Raw genomic sequence first — 18,777 nt, 5'->3', positions numbered from 1 at the left:
CTCGCCGCTCCGGCAATGAACGCCGGGCAATAAAAAAGCGCGGTAGGCAGACCGCGCTTTTTTCTATCACACCGATTCCTCGAGGTCAGTCGTCCTCGACCGGCGTGGCGCCCATGATGTGATAGCCGGCGTCAACGTACAGCACTTCCCCGGTAATGCCGGAGGCCAGGTCGGAGCCTAGGAACGCGGCGGCGTTGCCGACTTCCTCCTGGGTGACATTACGGCGTAGCGGTGCACCGGCCTTCGCGTGCGCGAGCATGTCGCGGAAACCGCTGATTCCCGCGGCCGCCAGGGTCTTGATCGGGCCGGCGGAAATCGCATTCACGCGTACGCCGCGCGGGCCCAGGTCGGCCGCCATGAAGCGCATGCTCGACTCGAGGCTGGCCTTGGCCGGGCCCATGATGTTGTAGCCCGGCATCACTTTCTCGGCGCCCAGATAGGTCAGCGTGATCAGGCAGGCGCGCTCGGAAAGCATCGTGCGCGAAGCCTTGCCGAGGGCGGCGAAGCTATATGCGCTGATGTCGTGGGACACGCTGGCTGCTTCACGGGTCAGGGCGTCGAGATAGCCGCCCTTGAGCGATTCGCGCGGCGCGAAGCCGATGGCGTGAACCAGAATATCGAGTTCCTTCCAGTGTTCGCCCAGCGACTCGAACAGGCCTTCGATCTGATCGTCTTCGGCCACGTCCAGCGGCAGCACGATCTTGCAGCCGAGTGATTCGGCCATCTTGTCGACGCGACCCTTGAGCTTTTCGCCCTGATAGGTGAGCGCGAGTTCGGCGCCCTGGCTGCGCATGGCCTGCGCAATACCGTAGGCGATAGATCGTTCACTGGCGAGTCCAGTGATAAGAGCCTTCTTGCCCTCGAGAAACCCCATGTCTGCTCCTGAAAAAATGTTGTCGGGGCGATTGCCCGCCTAGCCTGAAACGGCGGGCTGCAAGCGCAGACGCTGTCCAGGACGAATAGTGCTGCCTGCGGACATATCGTTCAAGCTGCGTAGTGTAGCGACCTGCATCGAGAAGCGGTGCGCAATCGACCAGAGTGAGTCGCCCGACTCGACCTCGTAATAGTCCGGCAGCGGCGCGGGCCCGTCGATGGCCAGCGAACGGCCGGGCTGCAGGGCGGTGTCGCGGCCCAGACGGTTCCAGCGTCGCAGGTCCGCGATCGCCACGTCGTTGGCGTGTGCGATCGACCACAGCGAGTCGCCACGCTTGACCAGGTAGGTGCTCGGTTCGGGCGGCGTGGCCGAGCCCGGGATAATCAGGCTCTGGCCGGGATGCAGCGTCGTCGATACGCGCCGGTTGCGCGCACGCAGCGTGGCAACATCGATATGGTAGCGATGTGCGATATCCCACAGCGAATCGCCGGACTGCACCACATAGGTCTGCGTCGGCTCCGCCGGCGGCGCGGCCTGTCCGGGCACGCCAGAGCGTGGAATCTGCAGGGTCTGGCCGACGCGAATCCGATCGCCGGACAAATGATTGGCCTGGCGCAGCGAGGCGAGGCTGACTCCGTAGTGATGGGCGATACGACCGAGAATCTCGCCGCGGCGCACGGTATGCGTGCTTCGCGAGACCAGCCGGCTGGTCCGGGTCGCGGCCAGCTTCTGCCGGAACGCGGCCGCCTTGCGTGCCGGCACCAGCAGGCTCATGTCGTCGTCCGGTGCGCTGGCCCAGCGCCGCATGCCGGGGTTGAGCCGACGCAGGTCGTCCTCGGGCATGTCGAGCATGCGCGCCGCCAGCGCGAGCTCGGTCTGGCCGGGCAGCTTTACCGAGCGCGTGCGCGGCGTATTGTCGAGCGCTGGCCAGTCCACGCCGAAGCGCGCCGGCGTCATCATGATGCGACGAACGGCGAGCAGCTTGGGCACGTACTCGGTGGTTTCGCGCGGTAGCTCCAGATTCCAGTAGCTGTCATCCAGGCCCTCGGCCTGGGCACGGGCGAGGGCGGCGTCCACGCGGCCGGGGCCGGCGTTGTAGGCAGCCAGAGCGAGCAGCCAGTCGCCGTCGTAGCGATCCTTGAGCAGGGTCAGATAGTTGAGCGCGGCGTTGGTGGAGGCAATCACGTCGTTGCGTCCGTCGTACCACCAGTCGCGCGGCAGGCCCATATGATCGGCGGTGCCCGGCATGAACTGCCACAGCCCGCTGGCGCCCATATAAGAGCGCGCGGACGGGTTGAATCCGCTTTCCACGATCGGCAGCAGCGCCAGTTCGGTGGGCATGCCGCGTTCTTCGACCTGTTGCACGACATGCCACAGGAACGGCTGGGCGCGATCCAGCGACGCGTCCAGATGACCCTGATGGGTGGCGTAGAACTGGGTCCATTCGCGTACCGGACGCCGTTCGGCATTCGAATCGAGCGCAAAGCCGGCCCGAATTGCCGCCCACAGATCCTGGTCGGGGTCGGGCCATTGGTGGGGCGTGTAATCGAGTTGAACGACGTTTTCGTCGGGCTCGATCGGTGCGCGTGCCGCGCTCGTGGCCGCCGGTTGTGCGGCCTGGGTGACGGGCGTATTGGTCTGGTGCGTGTCGACAGGGGCGGCGGTGCGCGTGTTCTGGCTCGCGCAGCCGGTGACCAGCAGTCCGAACGAAACCGTCAGCGCGAGCGAGGCGCGCCGCGGCTTACGAGGCATCTTTCCATTCTCGGATCGTGGCGAAGACCTCGGCCGGCGATTCGACCGCGCGACCGGCACGTTGCTGTGCGGCGGCGATGACATCCGGGTGGTCCCAGCGCAGGAACGGGTTGATCTCGCGTTCTTCGGCCAAGGTGGCCGGCAGGCTGGGTCGGTGCTCGGCGCGCAGGGCGTCGACCTGTTCGATCACGGCCTTGATCGCGTCGTTGTCGGGCTCCACGGTGCGCGCAAATGCGAGGTTCTTCTGCGTGTATTCGTGGCCGCCGTAGACTCGGGTGTCATCCGGCAACTGCCGCAGCTTGGCCAGCGAGTCCTGCATCTGCGCATAGCTGCCTTCGAATACGCGCCCGCAGCCACCCCGGAACAGGGCGTCGCCGGCGAGCAGCGTGCCGGGGGTCGTCAGCGCGATATGGCCCAGGGTATGGCCGGGCACATCGATCACATCGAAGTCGGCATCGAGAAAATCCAGCGTGAACCGATCGCCGCCGGCGAGCGGATGGTCGATCTGCGGGATGCGGTCGGCCTCCGCCTTTGGCCCGTAGACCGGCGCGGGGTGCTTCGCGAGGAGAGCGTCGAGCCCCCCGACATGATCGCCGTGATGATGGGTGATCAGATAGGCGCCGACGCGAAGCCTCTGATCGGAAAGGTATTGCGCCACTGGTGGCGCCTCGCCCGGGTCGACCACGGCCACGGTGTCGCTGCCATCGACGGCGAGCACCCAGATATAGTTGTCGGAGAGCGCCGATATCGCTTTAATGTCGAGCATCGCAAGATGTTGCCAACCACCTGAGACAAAATCAATTGTTTCGAATTCTTACTGGCAAGTACACGCAATCGCAGGACTGGCTCGAAAGCGCCCGCGGGCGGCTGTTTGTTCAGTACGAACAAAGAATGCTGCGGACACTGCTGCCGGCGCTGACGGGCTATCGCTGCGTCCAGATCGGCACCTGGGGCATCGAGCGCTGCGAACTCGCGCGCGCCGGCACCCTGTGTCAGTGGCAGATCGGCTTCGGCGGCGAGCATGCCGGCGACATCGGTTTCGACGGCGTGCATCTGCCGCTGGCCAGCGCGAGCGTGGATGCGGTCGTCATCGCACACGGCCTGGAACAGGTGGCTGAGCCGCACCGGCTGTTGCGTGAATGCGCACGCGTGCTCAGCGAGCGGGGCCAGATGATCGTGATGGCGTTCAATCCGCTGTCGATCTGGGCGCTGCGCCAAGGCCTGCCGTCGCGCCGGATCGCGCGTTTTCATCCCTGCTCCGCACCGCCGAGCGCATCGCGTCTGTGCGACTGGCTGCAGCTGCTCGAATTCCAGCCGCAGCAGCTGTGGCGCTACGGCCTGGGCTTTCCGTTCTTCGGTCGTGCCTATCATGTCGGCGAGGGCGCGCGCTGGTCACGCTCGATCGCCTGGAGCGCGCAGGCCTACGCGGTGGTGGCCCGGCGCCAGGTCCTGCCGCGCACCCGGATCCGCGAGCGGGTGGGCAAGCGTCGGACCGCGGCCGCGCCGGTCTTGGCACGAGGGGCCAGCCGTGGCGTAACATGCCCGCGATGACTGATACCCAATCCGATGCCGTGACCATTTATACCGACGGCGCCTGCCGTGGCAATCCCGGGCCGGGCGGCTGGGGTGCGCACTTGACCTACAACGGCAAGCGGCGCGAACTGTTTGGCGGCGAAGCCACGACCACCAACAATCGCATGGAGCTGACGGCGGCTATCGAGGCCTTGCAGGCCCTCAAGCGCGCCTGCACCATCGATCTGCATACCGACTCCACCTATGTGCGTCAGGGTATCACCCAGTGGCTGAGCAACTGGAAGAAAAACGGCTGGAAGACAGCCGCGAAGAAGCCGGTCAAGAACGCCGATCTGTGGCGGGCACTGGATAGCGCCTGCGAGCGCCACGAGATCCGCTGGCACTGGGTCAAGGGCCATAGCGGCGACCCTGGTAATGAAGCCGCCGATGTACTGGCCAATCGCGGCATCGACGAGATGAAGAAAGGCTGATCGAGCGGGAAGTACTCGCAGCTGATTGTGAACTTAGTGAGTCGCTACTCGGGCACAAGGCGAAGGCGGCTCGTCCGCAGATATGAAGACAGATTTACTCCGAAGGAGACAGACCAAGAGCCCGTTTATTTGATTCCCGTGGGTGCTGGGACGGCTCGGGTATCCGTTGGAATCCAGGCAGTGATCTCATGGCGCGCTGTGGTAAATCGGAGCTTTTTCAAAATCTTATATATCGGTGTGAATCCGGCTTCCCGCCTGCGAATCGACAAGTCTTTCTCTGCCAGCCTCGATCAGCGGCCGCGTTCAAGAGGCAGACCGCCAAGCACAGCAAGGAATGACCATGCGACAGATTGTTCTCGATACTGAAACCACGGGCCTGGAGCCGCAGCAGGGCCATCGCATCATCGAGGTCGGCTGCGTGGAGCTGGCCAACCGGCGCCTGACCGGCAACGATCTGCATCTGTATATCCATCCCGATCGCGAGATCGACCAGGGTGCCATCGACGTCCATGGCATCACCCTCGAGTTTCTCGACGACAAGCCGCGTTTCGCCGAGATCGCCGAAACCCTGGCCAATTATCTGGCCGGCGCGGAACTGGTCATCCACAACGCACCGTTCGATCTGGCCTTTCTCAATCACGAATTTCGCAAGCTCGATGCCGGCCATGCCGCACTCGAGAGTGCGCAGCCGGTAATCGATACGCTGGCCGAGGCGCGCCAGCTGTATCCGGGCCAGCGCAACAGTCTCGACGCCTTGTGCAAGCGCTTCGAGATCGACAACTCCAATCGCGAACTGCACGGGGCCCTGCTCGACGCCCAACTGCTGGCGGATGTCTATCTGATGATGACCGGCGGCCAGATCGATATCGGTCTGGCGGCGGACGACACCGCGGCAGGCAATGCGCTGGCCAGTGCCGGGTTGGCGGCGCATCTGTCGTCTGCCCAGCACCGGCCGCGCGTCAATCGGGCTACCGATGACGAGCGCGTCAGCCACGCGCGTTATCTGGAAATGCTGGCCAAGGCCAGCGGCGACCGCTGTCTCTGGCGCGACCAGGAAGACGAAGCGAGCCCGTCTGCCTGACGAGTCACTGCAGGCGCGCGATGCGCTTGCTGGTGCGTTCGACAGACATCGCTGATCTCGCGTGATCCCGGCAATCCGGGCAGGTGTTCAGTAATAGAACACCAGATATAGCGCCAGCAGAATCGCCACCCACAGCACCATCCAGCCTGTACTCCAGGTGCGCGAAAGCACGCCCGCGCTGTCGTAGCGCAGCCGCAGGCGCGCCATGCCCAGACCGGTCAGTTGCCCCGCACCGCTGCCGAACTTGGCCACCGCGGCGCTGTAGAGGCGTTCGACGACGTGGCCGAAGCGCGGCAGCACGCGTCGGTAGATCCAGTCGGAATCCAGATGCACGGCCCGTAGCGGGCGCGGATACAGGCCCGCCCGCCACGCCAGCCAGAATACGAGCGCCGAGAACGCCAGCAGCTGCATCTGGGTGACGATATGGCTGAAGGTATAGGGCTGGTAATCCACCGGATACGGCAGGATCGAATACAGCAGCGAGGGAAAGAACCCCAGTACCAGGCAGCCTGCGGCCGTGATCCCCATCGCGATCTGCATGTTGCGCGGCGGTTCCTCGCACTTGATCTGGTCGTTGGGGGCGAAGAACGCGAAGTAGGGAATCTTGATGCCGACATAGAGCAACGCGCCGGCCGAGGCCGCGGTCAGCACCACCCAGGTCACCGGCCAGTGCTCATGCGCGACCGCTGACAGAATCAGCGATTTGCTCACGAAACCGGCCATGAACGGAAATGCGCTGATGGACGCGGCGCCGATCACGCAGAACGCCGTCGTCCACGGCATCTGCCGGGCGAGACCGCCCAGTTCCGTGGCGCGCACATGCCCGGTCTGGCGCAACACCGCGCCAATGCTCATGAACAGCAGCGCCTTGTAGAGAATATGGGTCACCGCATGTGCTGCGGCGCCGTTGATTGCCAGCTGGGTGCCGATACCCACGCCAACCACCATGAAGCCCAGCTGCACGTTCAGGCTGTACGACAGCACCCGGCGCAGGTCGTTTTCCAGCATCGCGTAGAGGATCGGGAACAGGGTCATCGTGGCGCCGATCGGAATCAGCAGATCGGTACCCGCGAAGCCACGTGCGAGCGCGTAGATCGCCATCTTGGTGGTGAAGGCCGATAGCACCACAGTGCCGGTGGCACTGGCCGCCGGATAGGCGTCCTGCAGCCAGTTGTGCAGCAGGGGAAAGGCGGCTTTCACGCCGAAGGCGAGAAAGATCAGCCAGCCGCCGGGCACGTCCAGGCCGATATGGTTGAAGCCGACGTCGCCGGTGGCCTCGATATGGATGGCGGCGCCGGCCATCAGCAGCAGCCCCGAGCCCACCTGGACGAGCAGATAGCGGCGCGCCACGATCATGGCATCGCGCAGGCCGCGGATCACCAGCAGCATGGCCGATGAAATGGCGGTGACTTCCCAGAACAGAAACAGCGTGATCAGATCACCGGCCAGCACGGCGCCGATCGCCGAGCCGGCATACAGCAGCGCCGCGGCCGGCTCCAGCCGGCTGCGGGTATGGACCATGTACAGGCCGGACAGGAACGCGGCGACCAGAAAGATGGTTGCAAACGTAAAGGCCAGGCCGTCCACGCGCATCGGTACCAGCGTGTATTCCAGCAGCGCCATATGGGTCTGCGTGCCCATCGGAATATTCCACAGCCACACCAGACACGCGATCGGCGTGCCGAGCAGCACGGCCATGCGCGCACGATAGGGCAGCAGCGGCTGCAGGCAGCCGGCGGCCATCAGCAGGATTGCGGGGCTGTTCAGCCAGGCGGGCATGTCAGCTGTCCTCGTGGTCTGAGTAGTAGTCTTCGGGCCGGATCAGCAGCCGCCGCATGAACTGGGCCACGAGCACCAGTACGCAGCCGGTGACGAAGGCGAGCAGTGCATGAAATGCCGGCAACTCGGAAAACGAGAACTCGCCGTGCGGATGCATGAACAGGCTCGGCACCAGCGTGGCCGCGCAGACCACGTACAGCACCCGCGCCCAGAACAGGCGACGCCCGCTGGGGCGGCGGTATTGCTTGGGATTACGCTCGATCAGCATGACGAAGAGTCCTCGTTGGCCTGTTTCATCGCGGTGCCCAGGGCGCGAGCAATTCCAGGAACGGCAACGGATAGATGAACCACAGGATGCAGGCGGCCGCGGTAATCGAAAGCGGTATCACGCAGGCCCACGGCGCCTCGGCCCAGTGTCGCGGGGTATCCGGGCGCGGGTTGTGGAAGAACGCGCGCGTGGGAATCTCCAGCAGATACACGATATTGAGCAGGGAGCTGATCGCCAGTACGCAGATCAGCACGGTATGTCCGCTGCTGGCCGCGCCTTCCATGAGATACCACTTGCTCCAGGTGCCGCCCATCGGCGGAATACCGATCAGCGACAGCGAGGCGATGAAGAAGGCCGAGAACGTGACCGGCATGGCATAGCCCAGGCCGTCCAGGTCGCTGACGTTCTTGCGATGACTGGCCGTGTAGATTGCGCCGGCACAGAAGAACAGCGTGATCTTGGCAAAGGCGTGCATGGCGATATGCATCGAACCGCCCAGGATGCCCAGACTCGACGCCATGGTCGCGCCGAGCACGATGTAAGACAACTGGCTGACCGTGGAATAGGCCAGCCGCGCCTTGAGATTGTCGCGCGTCATCGCGATCAGGGAGGCGGCGAGAATCGTGATCGCGGCGATCCACATCATCGGCTCGGCGGCACCGCTGTGGGCGAGAAAATCCACCCCGAATACGTACACCGTGAGCTTGAGCACGATGAACACGCCCGCCTTGACCACCGCGACCGCGTGCAGCAGTGCCGAAACCGGCGTCGGCGCCACCATCGCCGCGGGCAGCCAGCGATGAAACGGCATCAGCGCGGCCTTGCCGGTGCCGTAGAGAAACAGCGCATACAGCACCGCTGCGCCGACCACGCCCAGACCGGCGCCGCTCATCAGGCCACCGTCGGTGAAGGTGATGCTCCCGGTGAGCAGATAGGTGACCACGATGGCCGGCAGAAAGAAGCCGATTGACGTGGTCAGCAGGATACCCAGATAGACGCGCCCGCTGTTGCGCGATTCGACATCGCCGTGGTGGGTGACCAGCGGATAGGTCGACAGCGTGAGCATCTCGTAGAAGAGGAACAGGGTCAGCAGATTGCCGGAGAAGGCGATACCGATGGCCGCCGAGATCGATATCGCGAAGCAGACGAAGAATCGGGTCTGTGCATGCTCGTTGTTGCCGCGCATGTAGCCGGCGGCATAGACCGTGGTCAGTGACCACAGACTGGAGGCCACCAGTGCGAACAGCAGGCCGATCGGCTCGAGGGTGAAGGTCAGCCCCAGGCCCGGCAGAATCTCGAACAGGGTCAGGGTCGGTCGCAGGCCGTCGGTGACCGGGCCGATGAACGATGCCACGCCGAGAAACAGCGCGATGGCGGTGGCGACGCTGATGCCCTCGCGCAGATTCGGCCAGCGACCGGTGGCGGCGACGGCGAGACTCATCACCGTAGGCAGCGCGACCAGCAGGCCCAGCCAGAGCGCACTCATGATTGCGCTCCCAGCAGCGCGGTCGCGGCCCGGTGGGCCGCGTCGATGAGCGGCGCGGCGTAGAGGCCGAGGGCGACATTGACCAGCACCAGCGTCCAGGTCGCGGCGATCATGGACAGCGGCGCCTCGCCCGGCGTCGGCCGATGCTCCGGCGCTTCGCGAAAATACAGCGACTCGACTACGCGTCCGATATAGACCAGCGCCATGAGCGAGCTCACGAGGATTGCCGCGGCGAGCCAGTAGTGATCGTTCTCGAGTACGGCCTGCAGCAGCACCCATTTGCTGATGAAGCCGGCGGTGGCTGGCACGCCGATCAGGCTCAGGCCGGCGGCCACGAACGCCGCCGAGGTCCAGGGCATGCAACGACCCAGGCCGGCGATATCATTGATCGAGATCGCGCGCATGCGCCAGAACAGCGCGCCCGCGGCCATGAACAGCGCGCCCTTGATGACGCCGTGATTGACGATATGCACGATCGAGGCGGTAATGCCGGCCACGCTGGCCAGCGCGAAACCCATCACGATATAGCCGATCTGGGCGATGCTCGACCAGGCCAGCATGCGCTTGACGTCGGTCTGGAAGATGGCGGCCATCGAGCCCGACAGCATGGCAACGACCGACAGCAGGATCAGAATCCTGCCCACCGGCAATTCGCCGAACACATAGGCGGCGCCGAATACCGTGAACAGGAAACGCATCAGCGCATAGACCGCCACCTTGGTCGCGGTCGCGGAGATGAACACGCTCACGCTGGAGGGCGCATAGGTATAGGCGTTGGGTAGCCACACATGCAGCGGAAACAGGGCCAGCTTGAGGCTGGCGCCGACCACGATAAATGCCAGCCCGGCCTCGACGGTACGCGTATGCGCCACGTCGGGCAGGCGGCTGGCGATATCCGCCATATTGAGGCTGCCGGTCATCATGTAGAGAAAACCGATGCCGATCAGCAGAAAGGTGCCGCCGATGGTGCCCATGATCAGATACTGGAACGCCGACAGCAGGGCGCGACGCTTGGGGCCCATGGCGATCAGTCCGTAGGACGACAGCGACGAGATCTCCAGAAACACGAACAGATTGAAGGCATCGCCGGTGATCGTGATGCCGAGCAGGCCACAGAAACACAGCAGCATGCCGGCATAGAACAGATAGGCGCGCTCGCGCGCGATCTCGGCGATCACGCTGGCGCGGGCATAAATGGCGCTGATCGAGGCCATGCCGGTGACCAGCAGCAGCACGATCGAGCTGAGCCCGTCCAGACGCAGTTCGATGCCGAACGGCGGCGCCCAGCCACCCATGGCATAACTGATCGGCCCGCCGACCTTGACCTGCACATACAGCAGGAAGGCGATCCCGAAGCAGGCCCAACTGGTGATCAGGTAGATGAACCAGGCCAGCGCGCCACGATGAAACAGCACGCACAGCGGCGCGGCCAGCAACGGCAGGACGATCACCAGCGCCGGCATCTGGGTGAAGAAGTGTGTGATCATCGCGGCGGTCCCTTCGACGCTCGCGCGTCGTCGGCGTCGTCGTTCCTATCGGCCTTGTTCGAATCCGGCTCGTGCTCTTCATGGCCGTCGTCGTAGTCGTCGCGCGCCCGGGCCTGCAGACGCGCTTTCGCGCGTTCGCTGCGCTGCTCCTCGGTCTGCGCTTCCGCGTCCCGGGTTTCGAAATCGGCGGCCAGTACGTCGTCTTCCTCGATGCTGCCGTAGGCCTCGTGGATACGTACCACCAGCGCCAGCCCCAGCGCCGTGGTCGACACGCCCACCACGATCGCGGTCAGAATCAGCACATGCGGCAGCGGATGCGCGTAGAGCGCCTGATCGCCGGCGGCGCCGTGGATGAGAATCGGCGCGGTGGAGCCAGTGATCTTGCCCATGCTGATATAGAAGATGAACACCGAGGTCTGGAACAGGTTCAAACCGATGAGTTTCTTCACCAGATTGTCGTGGGCGATGACGGTATAGAAACCGATCATCATCAGCGCGATCACGATCCAGTAGTTGAACAGCCCGAAAAAGCTGTCGACGAGTGTGGCAGGGCTCATGCGCCGTCTCCGCGGCGCCCGCGTCCGGCGAACACATAGAAGATCGACGTGATCACCGACACCACGGTCATGCCCACACCGAATTCGACCAGCAACAGGCCGTAGTGCTGGCCGTGAATGGCGTTATGGGCGAGATAGTCGTAGTCGAGGAAATTGCCGCCGTTGAGCAGACAGGCCACGCCGGTGCCGGCATAGGTGAGCACGCCCAGCGCCCCGGTCACGCGCAGCAGGCCGGGCGGCACCGCGCGGCGCGCCTCGGCCAGGCCGAAGATCAGGGCATAGAGAATGATCGCCGCGGCGAAGATCACCCCGGCCTGGAAGCCGCCGCCCGGGCTGTAATCGCCGTGAAACTGCACGTACAGGGCAAAGATGATGATCGGCGCGATCAGGATCTTAGTGATCACGCGCAGAATGGTGTGCTCGCGCATCAGGAGCGATCCTTCTTGTCGCTTTGGCCGTCGTGACGGCTATGGTCCTTGCGGCGGCGGCTCACGCCGAGCAGCATCAGCACGCCGATGCCGGCGGTAAGAATGACGGTGACTTCGCCGAGCGTGTCGTAGCCACGATAGCTGCCGAGTACTGCGGTGACGGTGTTGGGCACGTCGATTTCGGTCTTGACGGTCTCCAGATAGCGTTCGCGCAGGGGATGATTCTGGACCGGCGTATCGGCGGCGCCGAAGTGCGGCATGTCGAGACTGGCATAGATCAGCACCGCGCCGGTCAGGCTGGTCACGACCAGGCCGATGACGGCGCGCGAGGTGGGCACCTCTTTTTCGCGGGCGCGGGTGAGGCCGAAAGTGGCCAGAAACAGAACGGTGGTCACGCCCGCACCGACGGCGGCCTCGGTCAGGGCTACGTCGACGGCGTCGAGCAGCGTGAACAGGCTCGCCGACAGCAGGCTGTACAGGCCGGTGAGCATGGCCACCGGGAACAGATTGCGCAGGCGCGCGATCGCCAGGCCGGTGATCACCAGAAACACCAGCAGCAGGACGTTGAGCACGATATCGGTTGTCATGAGCCGCCGCCTTCGCGCTTGTCGTGATCGAGCAGCGGCTCGACGCCGTCGTGCAGCGCCGCGCGTGCCAGCGCATGCGTGGCGGTCGGGCTGGTGATCATCAGGAAAACCATGATGAAGACCAGCTTGGCGGTGACCAGCGTGAAGCCGGACTGCAGGATGAGACCCGCCATCATCAGCGTCATGCCGGCGGTATCGGTGATCGACGCGGCGTGCATGCGGGTATAGAAATCGGGCATCCGCAGAATACCGATGCCGCCGATGATGCCGAACACCGCGCCGCCGAGCAGCAACGCCCAACTGAGTATGTCGATGACAAGGGTCATGCCTGTTCCGTCGTGTCTTGGTGCACTCGATCAGACATCCGGCTCGTCCTTGCTGGCTTCATCCCAGCCGAGATCGCCGTACTGCATGAATTTGAGTACCGCGATGGTGCCAATGAAGTTGATCAACGCATAGATCAGGCCAAGATCGAGGAACTCCGGTCGCCCGTTGAGAAAGCCGAGCACCGCCACGAACAGCACGGTCTTGGTGCCGAACAGATTGATGGCCAGGATGCGGTCATAGGCCGAAGGGCCCAGCAGCGCACGGATGAGCAGGAGCAGCATGGTGACGGCCACACCGATGATCGCGGCAAAAAACATGCGCTATGTCCTTTCGGCGGTGGCGGACGAGGCGCCGCCCGATTCCAGCGCGCGGACGCGCTTGTCCATTTCCCCGCCTTCCATGTCGCGGGCGTTGTCTTCGGTCAGGGCGTGTACTTCGGCGACGCCGCCGCGCAGCCCGACGGTCACCGTGCCGGGGGTCAGGGTGATGGAATTGGCGAAGATCACCTGCCCGAGCTGGCTCTGCTGGCGGGCGCGAAGCGTGATCATGGTCGGCGAGATATGCCGACCCGGACGCAGAATACGCTGGGCCACGTCCCAGTTGGATTTGGCAATCTCGAGGCCAAGCCAAAACAGGTAGCCGGGCAGGCGATGGAGCATGTGCAGGGGCACGGTCTCGGCGTCGATCAAGCGCATGCGATGACAGATATACGCGGTGAACAGGCAGGACAGGCCGCCCAGACCCAGCAGCAGCGGGGAATAGTGGCCCGACAGCAACAGCCACAGCGCGGCCAGACCGACGATCAGCCCCAGCAGATAGCGCATTCGTTCCCCCGAATTATAGATACTTAAGCAGGCTACAAAGCCCGCAAGAGCGCGTCAATTCATGCGCTGTGAAGCGGTGTCTGCGAGTTTCTTGCGCCGACGATGGGCAAAAAAGGCAATTACCGCGCTGGCGACGAGCAATCCGCCGGAGATCATCAGCTGTTTGCTGTCGATCAGTTGCTCGGGCGAGAAATTGTCCTGACTGAGCAGATCCGGCAGATTCACCGTCGCGCCGAAGCTCACGAACGTGATCATCGGCGGCAGCATGCCGACCAGACTGGCCAGGCTATAGGGCACCCAGGGCACGCGCAGCAGGCCACAGGCATAGTTGACCAGATCGAAGGGCAGGAACGAGGCCCGCAACACCACGGTGGTCGGAAATGCCTGCTCCACGAGCAGCCGCCGGAACGCCGCGATCCTGGGGTTGCTGGCTTCCTTGGCGTCGCCGTCGCGACGAAAGAAGCGCGCCAGTGCATAAGCGGTGTTCGCCGACAGATTTTCTCCGATCAGCGCAAAGATCAGCCCGGGCACGAAGCCGAACAGACTGCCCGCAGCAACCGTGAGCCACATGGCGGGGAAGAACGTGAACGAGCGCAGCCCGTAGATGACGATATAGATCACCGGCGCAATCGGGTTGTCGACCACGTAGTCGTAGACGAACCGCATGATCTCGCGGATCGACAGCCCCTGAACATAGATCCAGATCAGCGCCGCGATCATCAGCGCAAACCATATGGCGCCGGCGATCAGTCTTGACATCCGGCGGGTCGGCCGGCTCGGGGTCGCGCGAGTTTGACTCACCCGCGACGCGTTCCCGCACGTGTGTTGCAGCATCGAACGGGGGCGATAGCGCGTGCGTCTGGCGTGGTCATGGTTTGCTCGCACTGGCGGTTATCAGGTGGAAATAGGGCGGCTGCGGCTCACGCGCTCTCTCAGCACAGTCGCGTACGTGCAAGCCGGACGCCGTGAGCCAGCGGTTCAGGTCGGCGACGTCGAATCCCAGATTGACGTGGTCATAGGCCGCCACCGTGGCTTCGTGATCATGGCGTGCGATCGTCGCCAGCGTGAGCCGTCCACCGGGTCGGAGCACGCGCGCGGCTTCCGAGAGCGCCTTTTCAGGGGTGGAACTATAACTGAGCGCGTGCAGCAAGAACACCTGGTCAAAACTGGCATCGGCGAAAGGCAACGCGTGCATGTCCCCGATTTCAAAGGCGACGTTGCCTTGACAGGCCAGGCGTGAACGGGCCGCCTCGATCACCGCCGGGCTGCGGTCGAGGCAGGTCACGGACGCCGCGCGACGACACAGCAGCTCGGCGAGCACGCCGTCGCCGGAGGCAATATCCAGTACTTCGCCCAGATCCAGCAGCTCGATCAGCGAGCGGCTCATGGCTTCCCAGGTCCGGCCTGGCGAATACTGGCGTTCCATCCGGCCGGCGACCGACTCGACCCAGCTGCTGCGCGCGGTGCGCCGACGCACGATCTCCGCGGCCTGTTCGCGATCGCGATGGACCTGGGTGTCGTCGAGCTGATCGACGAGTGCGCCCCACATCGGGCGCAGGTCGTGATGCCAGCTGCTCACGTCCACCGAATAGAAATTGGCGTTCGCCACCGCGCGGTCCTGGACCAGCTGGGCTTCGCGCAGGCGCGCGAGATGGCTGGATACGCGGCTCTGCGTCAGTTGCGTGACCGCGGTCAACTCGGCCACGGTCATCGGTTCGTCGATCAGCAGCAGCAGCAGCCGCAGGCGAGTCGGCTCCGCGAGCAGGCGCAGTAGATGAGTGCTGTCGGCGAGATCGAGCATGCGGATGAAAACGGTGGGCGATTACGGAAAGAGCGTGTGTCCGACACGGCCCATACGAACTGGCCGCCCGGTTCCGGGGCGGCCTCAAGATACAGGAATACGCGCTCAGCTACCCGCGCTGTTGTCGCCAGCCTGGCTGCTGTCGGTCGATGCGGAGCCGGCAGCACTGCCGGCGGCGGGTGTTTTTGGCGAGCTCTTGCGCTTGCGCGGGGTCGTCGCGGCGGCCTTGCTAGTCGCGGTCTTGTTCGCCGTCTTGTTCGCCGTCTTGTTCGCCGTCTTGTTCGCCGTCTTGTTCGCCGTCTTGTTCGCCGTCTTGTTCGCCGTCTTGTTCGCTGAGGCCTTGCCGGCTGTGGTGCCGGTCTTCTTCTTTGCAGCGGTCGCCTTCTTGGCGGGCGTTGCCGAGGAGGCCGTGCTCTTGCGGCGCGTGCTTGCGGTCGTCTTTGTGGCCGACCGGCTGGCGGTTGTTCTAGCGGCCGTCTTCTTCGCCGTCCCGGTCGCCGGTTTCTTCGGGGCACGTTTCTTTGCCGTGCTCCTGGACGAGCGCGTCTTGGCCACGGCGGCTGCGCCGGTCTGCTGCGCTGCGGCGACAGCGTCCTGTGCTTCGGCGACCGTGTCGTTGCCGGCTTGCCTGGCCCGGGTCGTGGCTTTCTGGCCGACCTCCTGGCCGACTTTCCGGCCGGTCTTGCGGGTCTGCTCGACCGCGCTTTCGGCGCGCGCGCTACTGCCTTCAAGGTTGTCGCGAATTTCAGCGCTGATCTGGCGCCGGGTGGCGTCCAGAATCGACAGGCTTTCGCGAGCGTTGTTGAGGATGCGGTCGATGGTTTCCTGGAGCATCGCCAGCTGCTGCGCCGCGAGCTCGCGGGGCGCGCCGCCTTTCTTGAGGGTCTTGAGATTCTTGAATGCTTCTTCGTAATGGGTCTTGATCGCGTGAAGCTCGTGCTCGGCGAGATTCTCGATGCCGTCGTAGACGGCACGGTTGGCCGAGGCGAAGGCACCGGTATAGTTCTTGCGCAGTTGATCGATATCCTTGCGCAATCGGGTAATACGGTTGGCTGATTTCGCCATGAGCTTTGCTACTCGCTTGTTTGCAGGCTTGAAGTAGATAAGCATGGCGTGCGAGGCCTGTCAAAATGCCGATCGATACCCGCGCTGGTATCGATCGGTGCGAACCCGCGAAAGCGGTCGTTGTCTGTACAGGCAATGGCTACGCGGTCGGCGCCGATTGTGGCAGCCGGGACAGTACGCTACCGTACTGCGCGTTATTTCCATCAGGCGCCTGCACCGGCAGGCGCTCAGTCGTTCATTACCTGGAGTCACCATCCATGCTTTATGAAGGATCCAAACTGTCGGTCGAAGTGGCCGATGGCATTGCCGTGCTTACATTTGATGCGCGCGAGGCATCGGTCAACAAGTTCGATCAGGCGACCATCGACGATCTCAATCAGGCCGCCAAGGCGCTCAGCCACGCCGCCGATGTCAAAGGCCTGCTGGTGAAATCCGGCAAGCCGGCGTTCATCGTGGGGGCCGATATCATGGAATTCGGCGAGCGCTTCAAGGCCTCCGATGACGAGATGAAGCAGTGGATGGCCGATGCCAACCGCATGTTCACGGCGATCGAGGATCTTGGTTTCCCGAGTGTCACCGCCATCAACGGCATCGCCCTGGGTGGAGGTCTGGAAATGTGTCTGGCCACCGATTACCGGGTGATGGCGCAGTCCGCGAAGATCGGCTTTCCGGAAACCAAGCTGGGCATCTATCCGGGTTTCGGCGGCACCGTGCGCACGCCGCGTCTGATTGGCGCGGATAACGCGATCGAGTGGATTGCCGACGGTAACCCGCGTGGCGCCGATGCGGCCTTCAAGGCCGGCATGGTCGACGCGGTGGTCGCAGACGATGAGCTCGAGGCAGCGGCCCGCGATCTGCTCGCCAAGGCGATCGAGGGCGAATTCGACTGGCGGGCGCGCAAGGCCGAGAAGAAAGCCCCGCTCAAACTCAACAAGATCGAGGCGACGATGACCTTCGAAACCTCGAAGGGCTTCATCCTCGGCAAGACCAAGGGCATGTATCCGGCGCCGATCGAGGCGATCGAGCGCATGCAGGTGGCCGCCGGCATGGAACGCGACGAGGCCATCAAGCAGGAGACCGAGGGCTTCATCAAGCTTGCCAAATCCTCTGAAGCCGCCGCGCTGATCCAGCTGTTCCTCAACGACCAGCTGATCAAGAAGAAGGGCAAGAAATACGGCAAGATCGCCCACGACATCGAACAGGCGGCGGTGCTCGGCGCCGGCATCATGGGCGGCGGTATTGCCTACCAGTCGGCCTACAAGGGCGTGCCGATCCTGATGAAGGACATCAACGAAGACGCCATCGAGCAGGGCCTGGAGGAAGCCTCCAAGCACTTCGCCAAGGGTGTAGAGCGCGGCAAGATGGACAGCCGCAAGATGGCCGAAGGCATGTCGCGGATCCGTCCGACGCTGACCTATGGCGATTTCGGCGATGTCGACGCCGTGATCGAGGCAGTGGTCGAGAACCCGAAGGTCAAGAAGTCGGTTCTCGCCGAAACGGAAGATAAAGTATCGGAAAAAACGATACTTGCGTCCAACACCTCAAGTATTTCCATCGATTCTCTGGCGGCTGATCTCAAGCGTCCCGAGAACTTTCTCGGCATGCACTTCTTCAATCCGGTGCACAAGATGCCGCTGGTCGAAGTCATCAAGGGCGCGAAGTCGTCGGAAGAGGCGATCGCCACCATCGTCGATTTTGCCCACAAGCTGGGCAAGACCCCGATCGTGGTCAACGATTGCCCCGGTTTTCTGGTCAACCGCATCCTGTTCCCGTATTTCTTCGGCTTCCAGCAGCTGATTACCGACGGTGCCGATTTCGCTAAGGTCGACAAGGTCATGGAGAAGTTCGGCTGGCCGATGGGCCCCGCCTATCTGTCGGACGTGGTGGGCATGGATACATCCGCCCACGTCGAGGACGTGCTGGCGGAAGGCTATCCGGACCGCATGGCTCAGGACGCGAAATCGTCGCTGCATGTGATGGTCGAGAACGACCGTCTGGGCCAGAAGAGTGGCTCGGGCTACTACAAGTATGAAAAAGACAAGAAGGGCCGGCCGAGCAAGACGCGCGACGACAAGGCCTATGAGCTGGTGGCCACCGTTCAGCGCGAGGGCCAGAAGGATTTCGAGGCCGAGGAAATCGTCGATCGCATGATGATCCCGATGATCATCGAGGCTTCGCGTGCGCTGGAAGAAGGCATCGCCGATACCCCCAACGAAGTCGACATGGGTCTGATCATGGGGCTGGGTTTTCCGCCGTTTCGCGGCGGCGCGCTCAAGTATGCCGACGCCCAGGGCTTGAAAGCGGTCTGCGACAAGGCCGATCGATACAGCCGCTTCGGCACCCTCTACGAGCCGACCGAGCGGATGCGTGAGATGGCCCGCAACGGGGACCGCTATTACGGATAGTCGTAGGGCGCGTGAATGCACGCGGGTGCGCCGACGGCGGCCCGTGAATCCCT

Annotated in this window: 19 protein-coding genes and 1 pseudogene; 4 read left to right on the top strand and 16 right to left on the bottom strand. The window is 63.8% G+C overall.

Annotated elements, in window-relative coordinates; all coding sequences use genetic code 11:
* Window positions 1-85: 85 nt before the first annotated feature.
* The 3 genes from ACFOSU_RS12945 to gloB are packed head-to-tail and all read right to left on the bottom strand — an operon-like array spanning window position 86 to window position 3,392.
* Window positions 86-874, bottom strand: coding sequence for an enoyl-ACP reductase FabI (locus ACFOSU_RS12945; RefSeq protein WP_380690277.1), 789 nt, complete (start codon window positions 872-874; stop codon window positions 86-88).
* Between the two features lie 39 nt (window positions 875-913).
* Window positions 914-2,626, bottom strand: a complete 1,713-nt coding sequence (locus ACFOSU_RS12940; RefSeq protein WP_380690275.1) for a lytic transglycosylase — start codon at window positions 2,624-2,626, stop codon at window positions 914-916.
* Window positions 2,616-3,392, bottom strand: coding sequence for a hydroxyacylglutathione hydrolase (gene gloB / locus ACFOSU_RS12935; RefSeq protein ID WP_380690273.1), 777 nt, complete (start codon window positions 3,390-3,392; stop codon window positions 2,616-2,618). Before gloB ends, ACFOSU_RS12940 begins: the two co-directional genes overlap by 11 nt.
* A gap of 125 nt (window positions 3,393-3,517) precedes the next feature.
* Here gloB and ACFOSU_RS12930 point away from each other — a divergent pair, with 125 nt between their 5' ends.
* The 3 genes from ACFOSU_RS12930 to dnaQ all read left to right on the top strand — a co-directional run bounded on the left by ACFOSU_RS12930 (window position 3,518) and on the right by dnaQ (window position 5,710).
* The gene (locus ACFOSU_RS12930) at window positions 3,518-4,177 is read left to right on the top strand and encodes a class I SAM-dependent methyltransferase (protein WP_380690271.1); all 660 of its coding nucleotides are present in this window, start codon (window positions 3,518-3,520) and stop codon (window positions 4,175-4,177) included.
* Window positions 4,174-4,629 carry a ribonuclease HI gene (rnhA, locus tag ACFOSU_RS12925; RefSeq protein ID WP_380690269.1) on the top strand — a complete coding sequence of 152 codons (456 nt, stop codon included), beginning with the start codon at window positions 4,174-4,176 and terminating at the stop codon, window positions 4,627-4,629. Before ACFOSU_RS12930 ends, rnhA begins: the two co-directional genes overlap by 4 nt.
* A 340-nt stretch (window positions 4,630-4,969) precedes the next feature.
* Window positions 4,970-5,710: a DNA polymerase III subunit epsilon gene (gene dnaQ / locus ACFOSU_RS12920; protein WP_380690268.1), complete on the top strand. Its 741-nt coding sequence runs from the start codon at window positions 4,970-4,972 to the stop codon at window positions 5,708-5,710.
* A gap of 87 nt (window positions 5,711-5,797) precedes the next feature.
* Here the strand turns inward: dnaQ and ACFOSU_RS12915 are convergent, their stop codons facing one another.
* From ACFOSU_RS12915 to phaP, 13 genes and pseudogenes are all read right to left on the bottom strand, one after another.
* Window positions 5,798-7,489 (bottom strand): Na(+)/H(+) antiporter subunit D, encoded by a 1,692-nt coding sequence (locus ACFOSU_RS12915; protein WP_380690266.1) that lies wholly within the window; start codon window positions 7,487-7,489, stop codon window positions 5,798-5,800.
* A 1-nt stretch (window position 7,490) separates the two neighbouring features.
* The gene (locus tag ACFOSU_RS12910; protein ID WP_380690264.1) at window positions 7,491-7,757 is read right to left on the bottom strand and encodes a hypothetical protein; all 267 of its coding nucleotides are present in this window, start codon (window positions 7,755-7,757) and stop codon (window positions 7,491-7,493) included.
* Window positions 7,758-7,782: 25 nt separating this feature from the next.
* Window positions 7,783-9,243 carry a monovalent cation/H+ antiporter subunit D family protein gene (locus tag ACFOSU_RS12905; protein WP_380690262.1) on the bottom strand — a complete coding sequence of 487 codons (1,461 nt, stop codon included), beginning with the start codon at window positions 9,241-9,243 and terminating at the stop codon, window positions 7,783-7,785.
* Entirely contained in the window at window positions 9,240-10,730 is a 1,491-nt protein-coding gene (locus ACFOSU_RS12900) for a monovalent cation/H+ antiporter subunit D family protein (protein WP_380690260.1), read from the bottom strand. Before ACFOSU_RS12900 ends, ACFOSU_RS12905 begins: the two co-directional genes overlap by 4 nt.
* A 167-nt stretch (window positions 10,731-10,897) precedes the next feature.
* Window positions 10,898-11,287 (bottom strand): annotated as a pseudogene (locus ACFOSU_RS12895) (cation:proton antiporter subunit C); the annotation flags it as partial.
* Entirely contained in the window at window positions 11,284-11,715 is a 432-nt protein-coding gene (locus ACFOSU_RS12890; protein WP_380690258.1) for a Na(+)/H(+) antiporter subunit B, read from the bottom strand. The pseudogene ACFOSU_RS12895 and the gene ACFOSU_RS12890, both read right to left, overlap by 4 nt.
* Entirely contained in the window at window positions 11,715-12,302 is a 588-nt protein-coding gene (locus ACFOSU_RS12885) for a DUF4040 domain-containing protein (protein ID WP_380690256.1), read from the bottom strand. The genes ACFOSU_RS12890 and ACFOSU_RS12885 overlap by 1 nt, the downstream gene beginning before the upstream one ends.
* Window positions 12,299-12,628 (bottom strand): monovalent cation/H(+) antiporter subunit G, encoded by a 330-nt coding sequence (mnhG, locus tag ACFOSU_RS12880; protein WP_380690254.1) that lies wholly within the window; start codon window positions 12,626-12,628, stop codon window positions 12,299-12,301. Before mnhG ends, ACFOSU_RS12885 begins: the two co-directional genes overlap by 4 nt.
* A 30-nt stretch (window positions 12,629-12,658) precedes the next feature.
* Window positions 12,659-12,946 (bottom strand): monovalent cation/H+ antiporter complex subunit F, encoded by a 288-nt coding sequence (locus ACFOSU_RS12875; protein WP_380690252.1) that lies wholly within the window; start codon window positions 12,944-12,946, stop codon window positions 12,659-12,661.
* Window positions 12,947-12,949: 3 nt separating this feature from the next.
* The gene (locus tag ACFOSU_RS12870) at window positions 12,950-13,453 is read right to left on the bottom strand and encodes a Na+/H+ antiporter subunit E (protein WP_380690250.1); all 504 of its coding nucleotides are present in this window, start codon (window positions 13,451-13,453) and stop codon (window positions 12,950-12,952) included.
* Window positions 13,454-13,507: 54 nt separating this feature from the next.
* Complete coding sequence (locus ACFOSU_RS12865) at window positions 13,508-14,212, bottom strand: TVP38/TMEM64 family protein (protein WP_380690248.1); 705 nt, start codon at window positions 14,210-14,212, stop codon at window positions 13,508-13,510.
* A 109-nt stretch (window positions 14,213-14,321) separates the two neighbouring features.
* Entirely contained in the window at window positions 14,322-15,254 is a 933-nt protein-coding gene (locus ACFOSU_RS12860; protein ID WP_380690246.1) for an ArsR/SmtB family transcription factor, read from the bottom strand.
* A gap of 105 nt (window positions 15,255-15,359) precedes the next feature.
* Window positions 15,360-16,319: a TIGR01841 family phasin gene (phaP, locus tag ACFOSU_RS12855; protein WP_380690244.1), complete on the bottom strand. Its 960-nt coding sequence runs from the start codon at window positions 16,317-16,319 to the stop codon at window positions 15,360-15,362.
* Window positions 16,320-16,576: 257 nt separating this feature from the next.
* Between phaP and fadB the strand changes: the two genes are divergently transcribed.
* Complete coding sequence (gene fadB / locus ACFOSU_RS12850; protein ID WP_380690242.1) at window positions 16,577-18,724, top strand: fatty acid oxidation complex subunit alpha FadB; 2,148 nt, start codon at window positions 16,577-16,579, stop codon at window positions 18,722-18,724.
* Window positions 18,725-18,777 lie beyond the last annotated feature (53 nt).

The sequence above is a fragment of the Salinisphaera aquimarina genome (assembly GCF_042643355.1).
GTDB classification, from domain to species: domain Bacteria; phylum Pseudomonadota; class Gammaproteobacteria; order Nevskiales; family Salinisphaeraceae; genus Salinisphaera; species Salinisphaera aquimarina.
The sequence above is the reverse complement of the archived record's forward strand: the minus strand, read 5'-3'. Positions and strand labels throughout refer to the sequence as shown.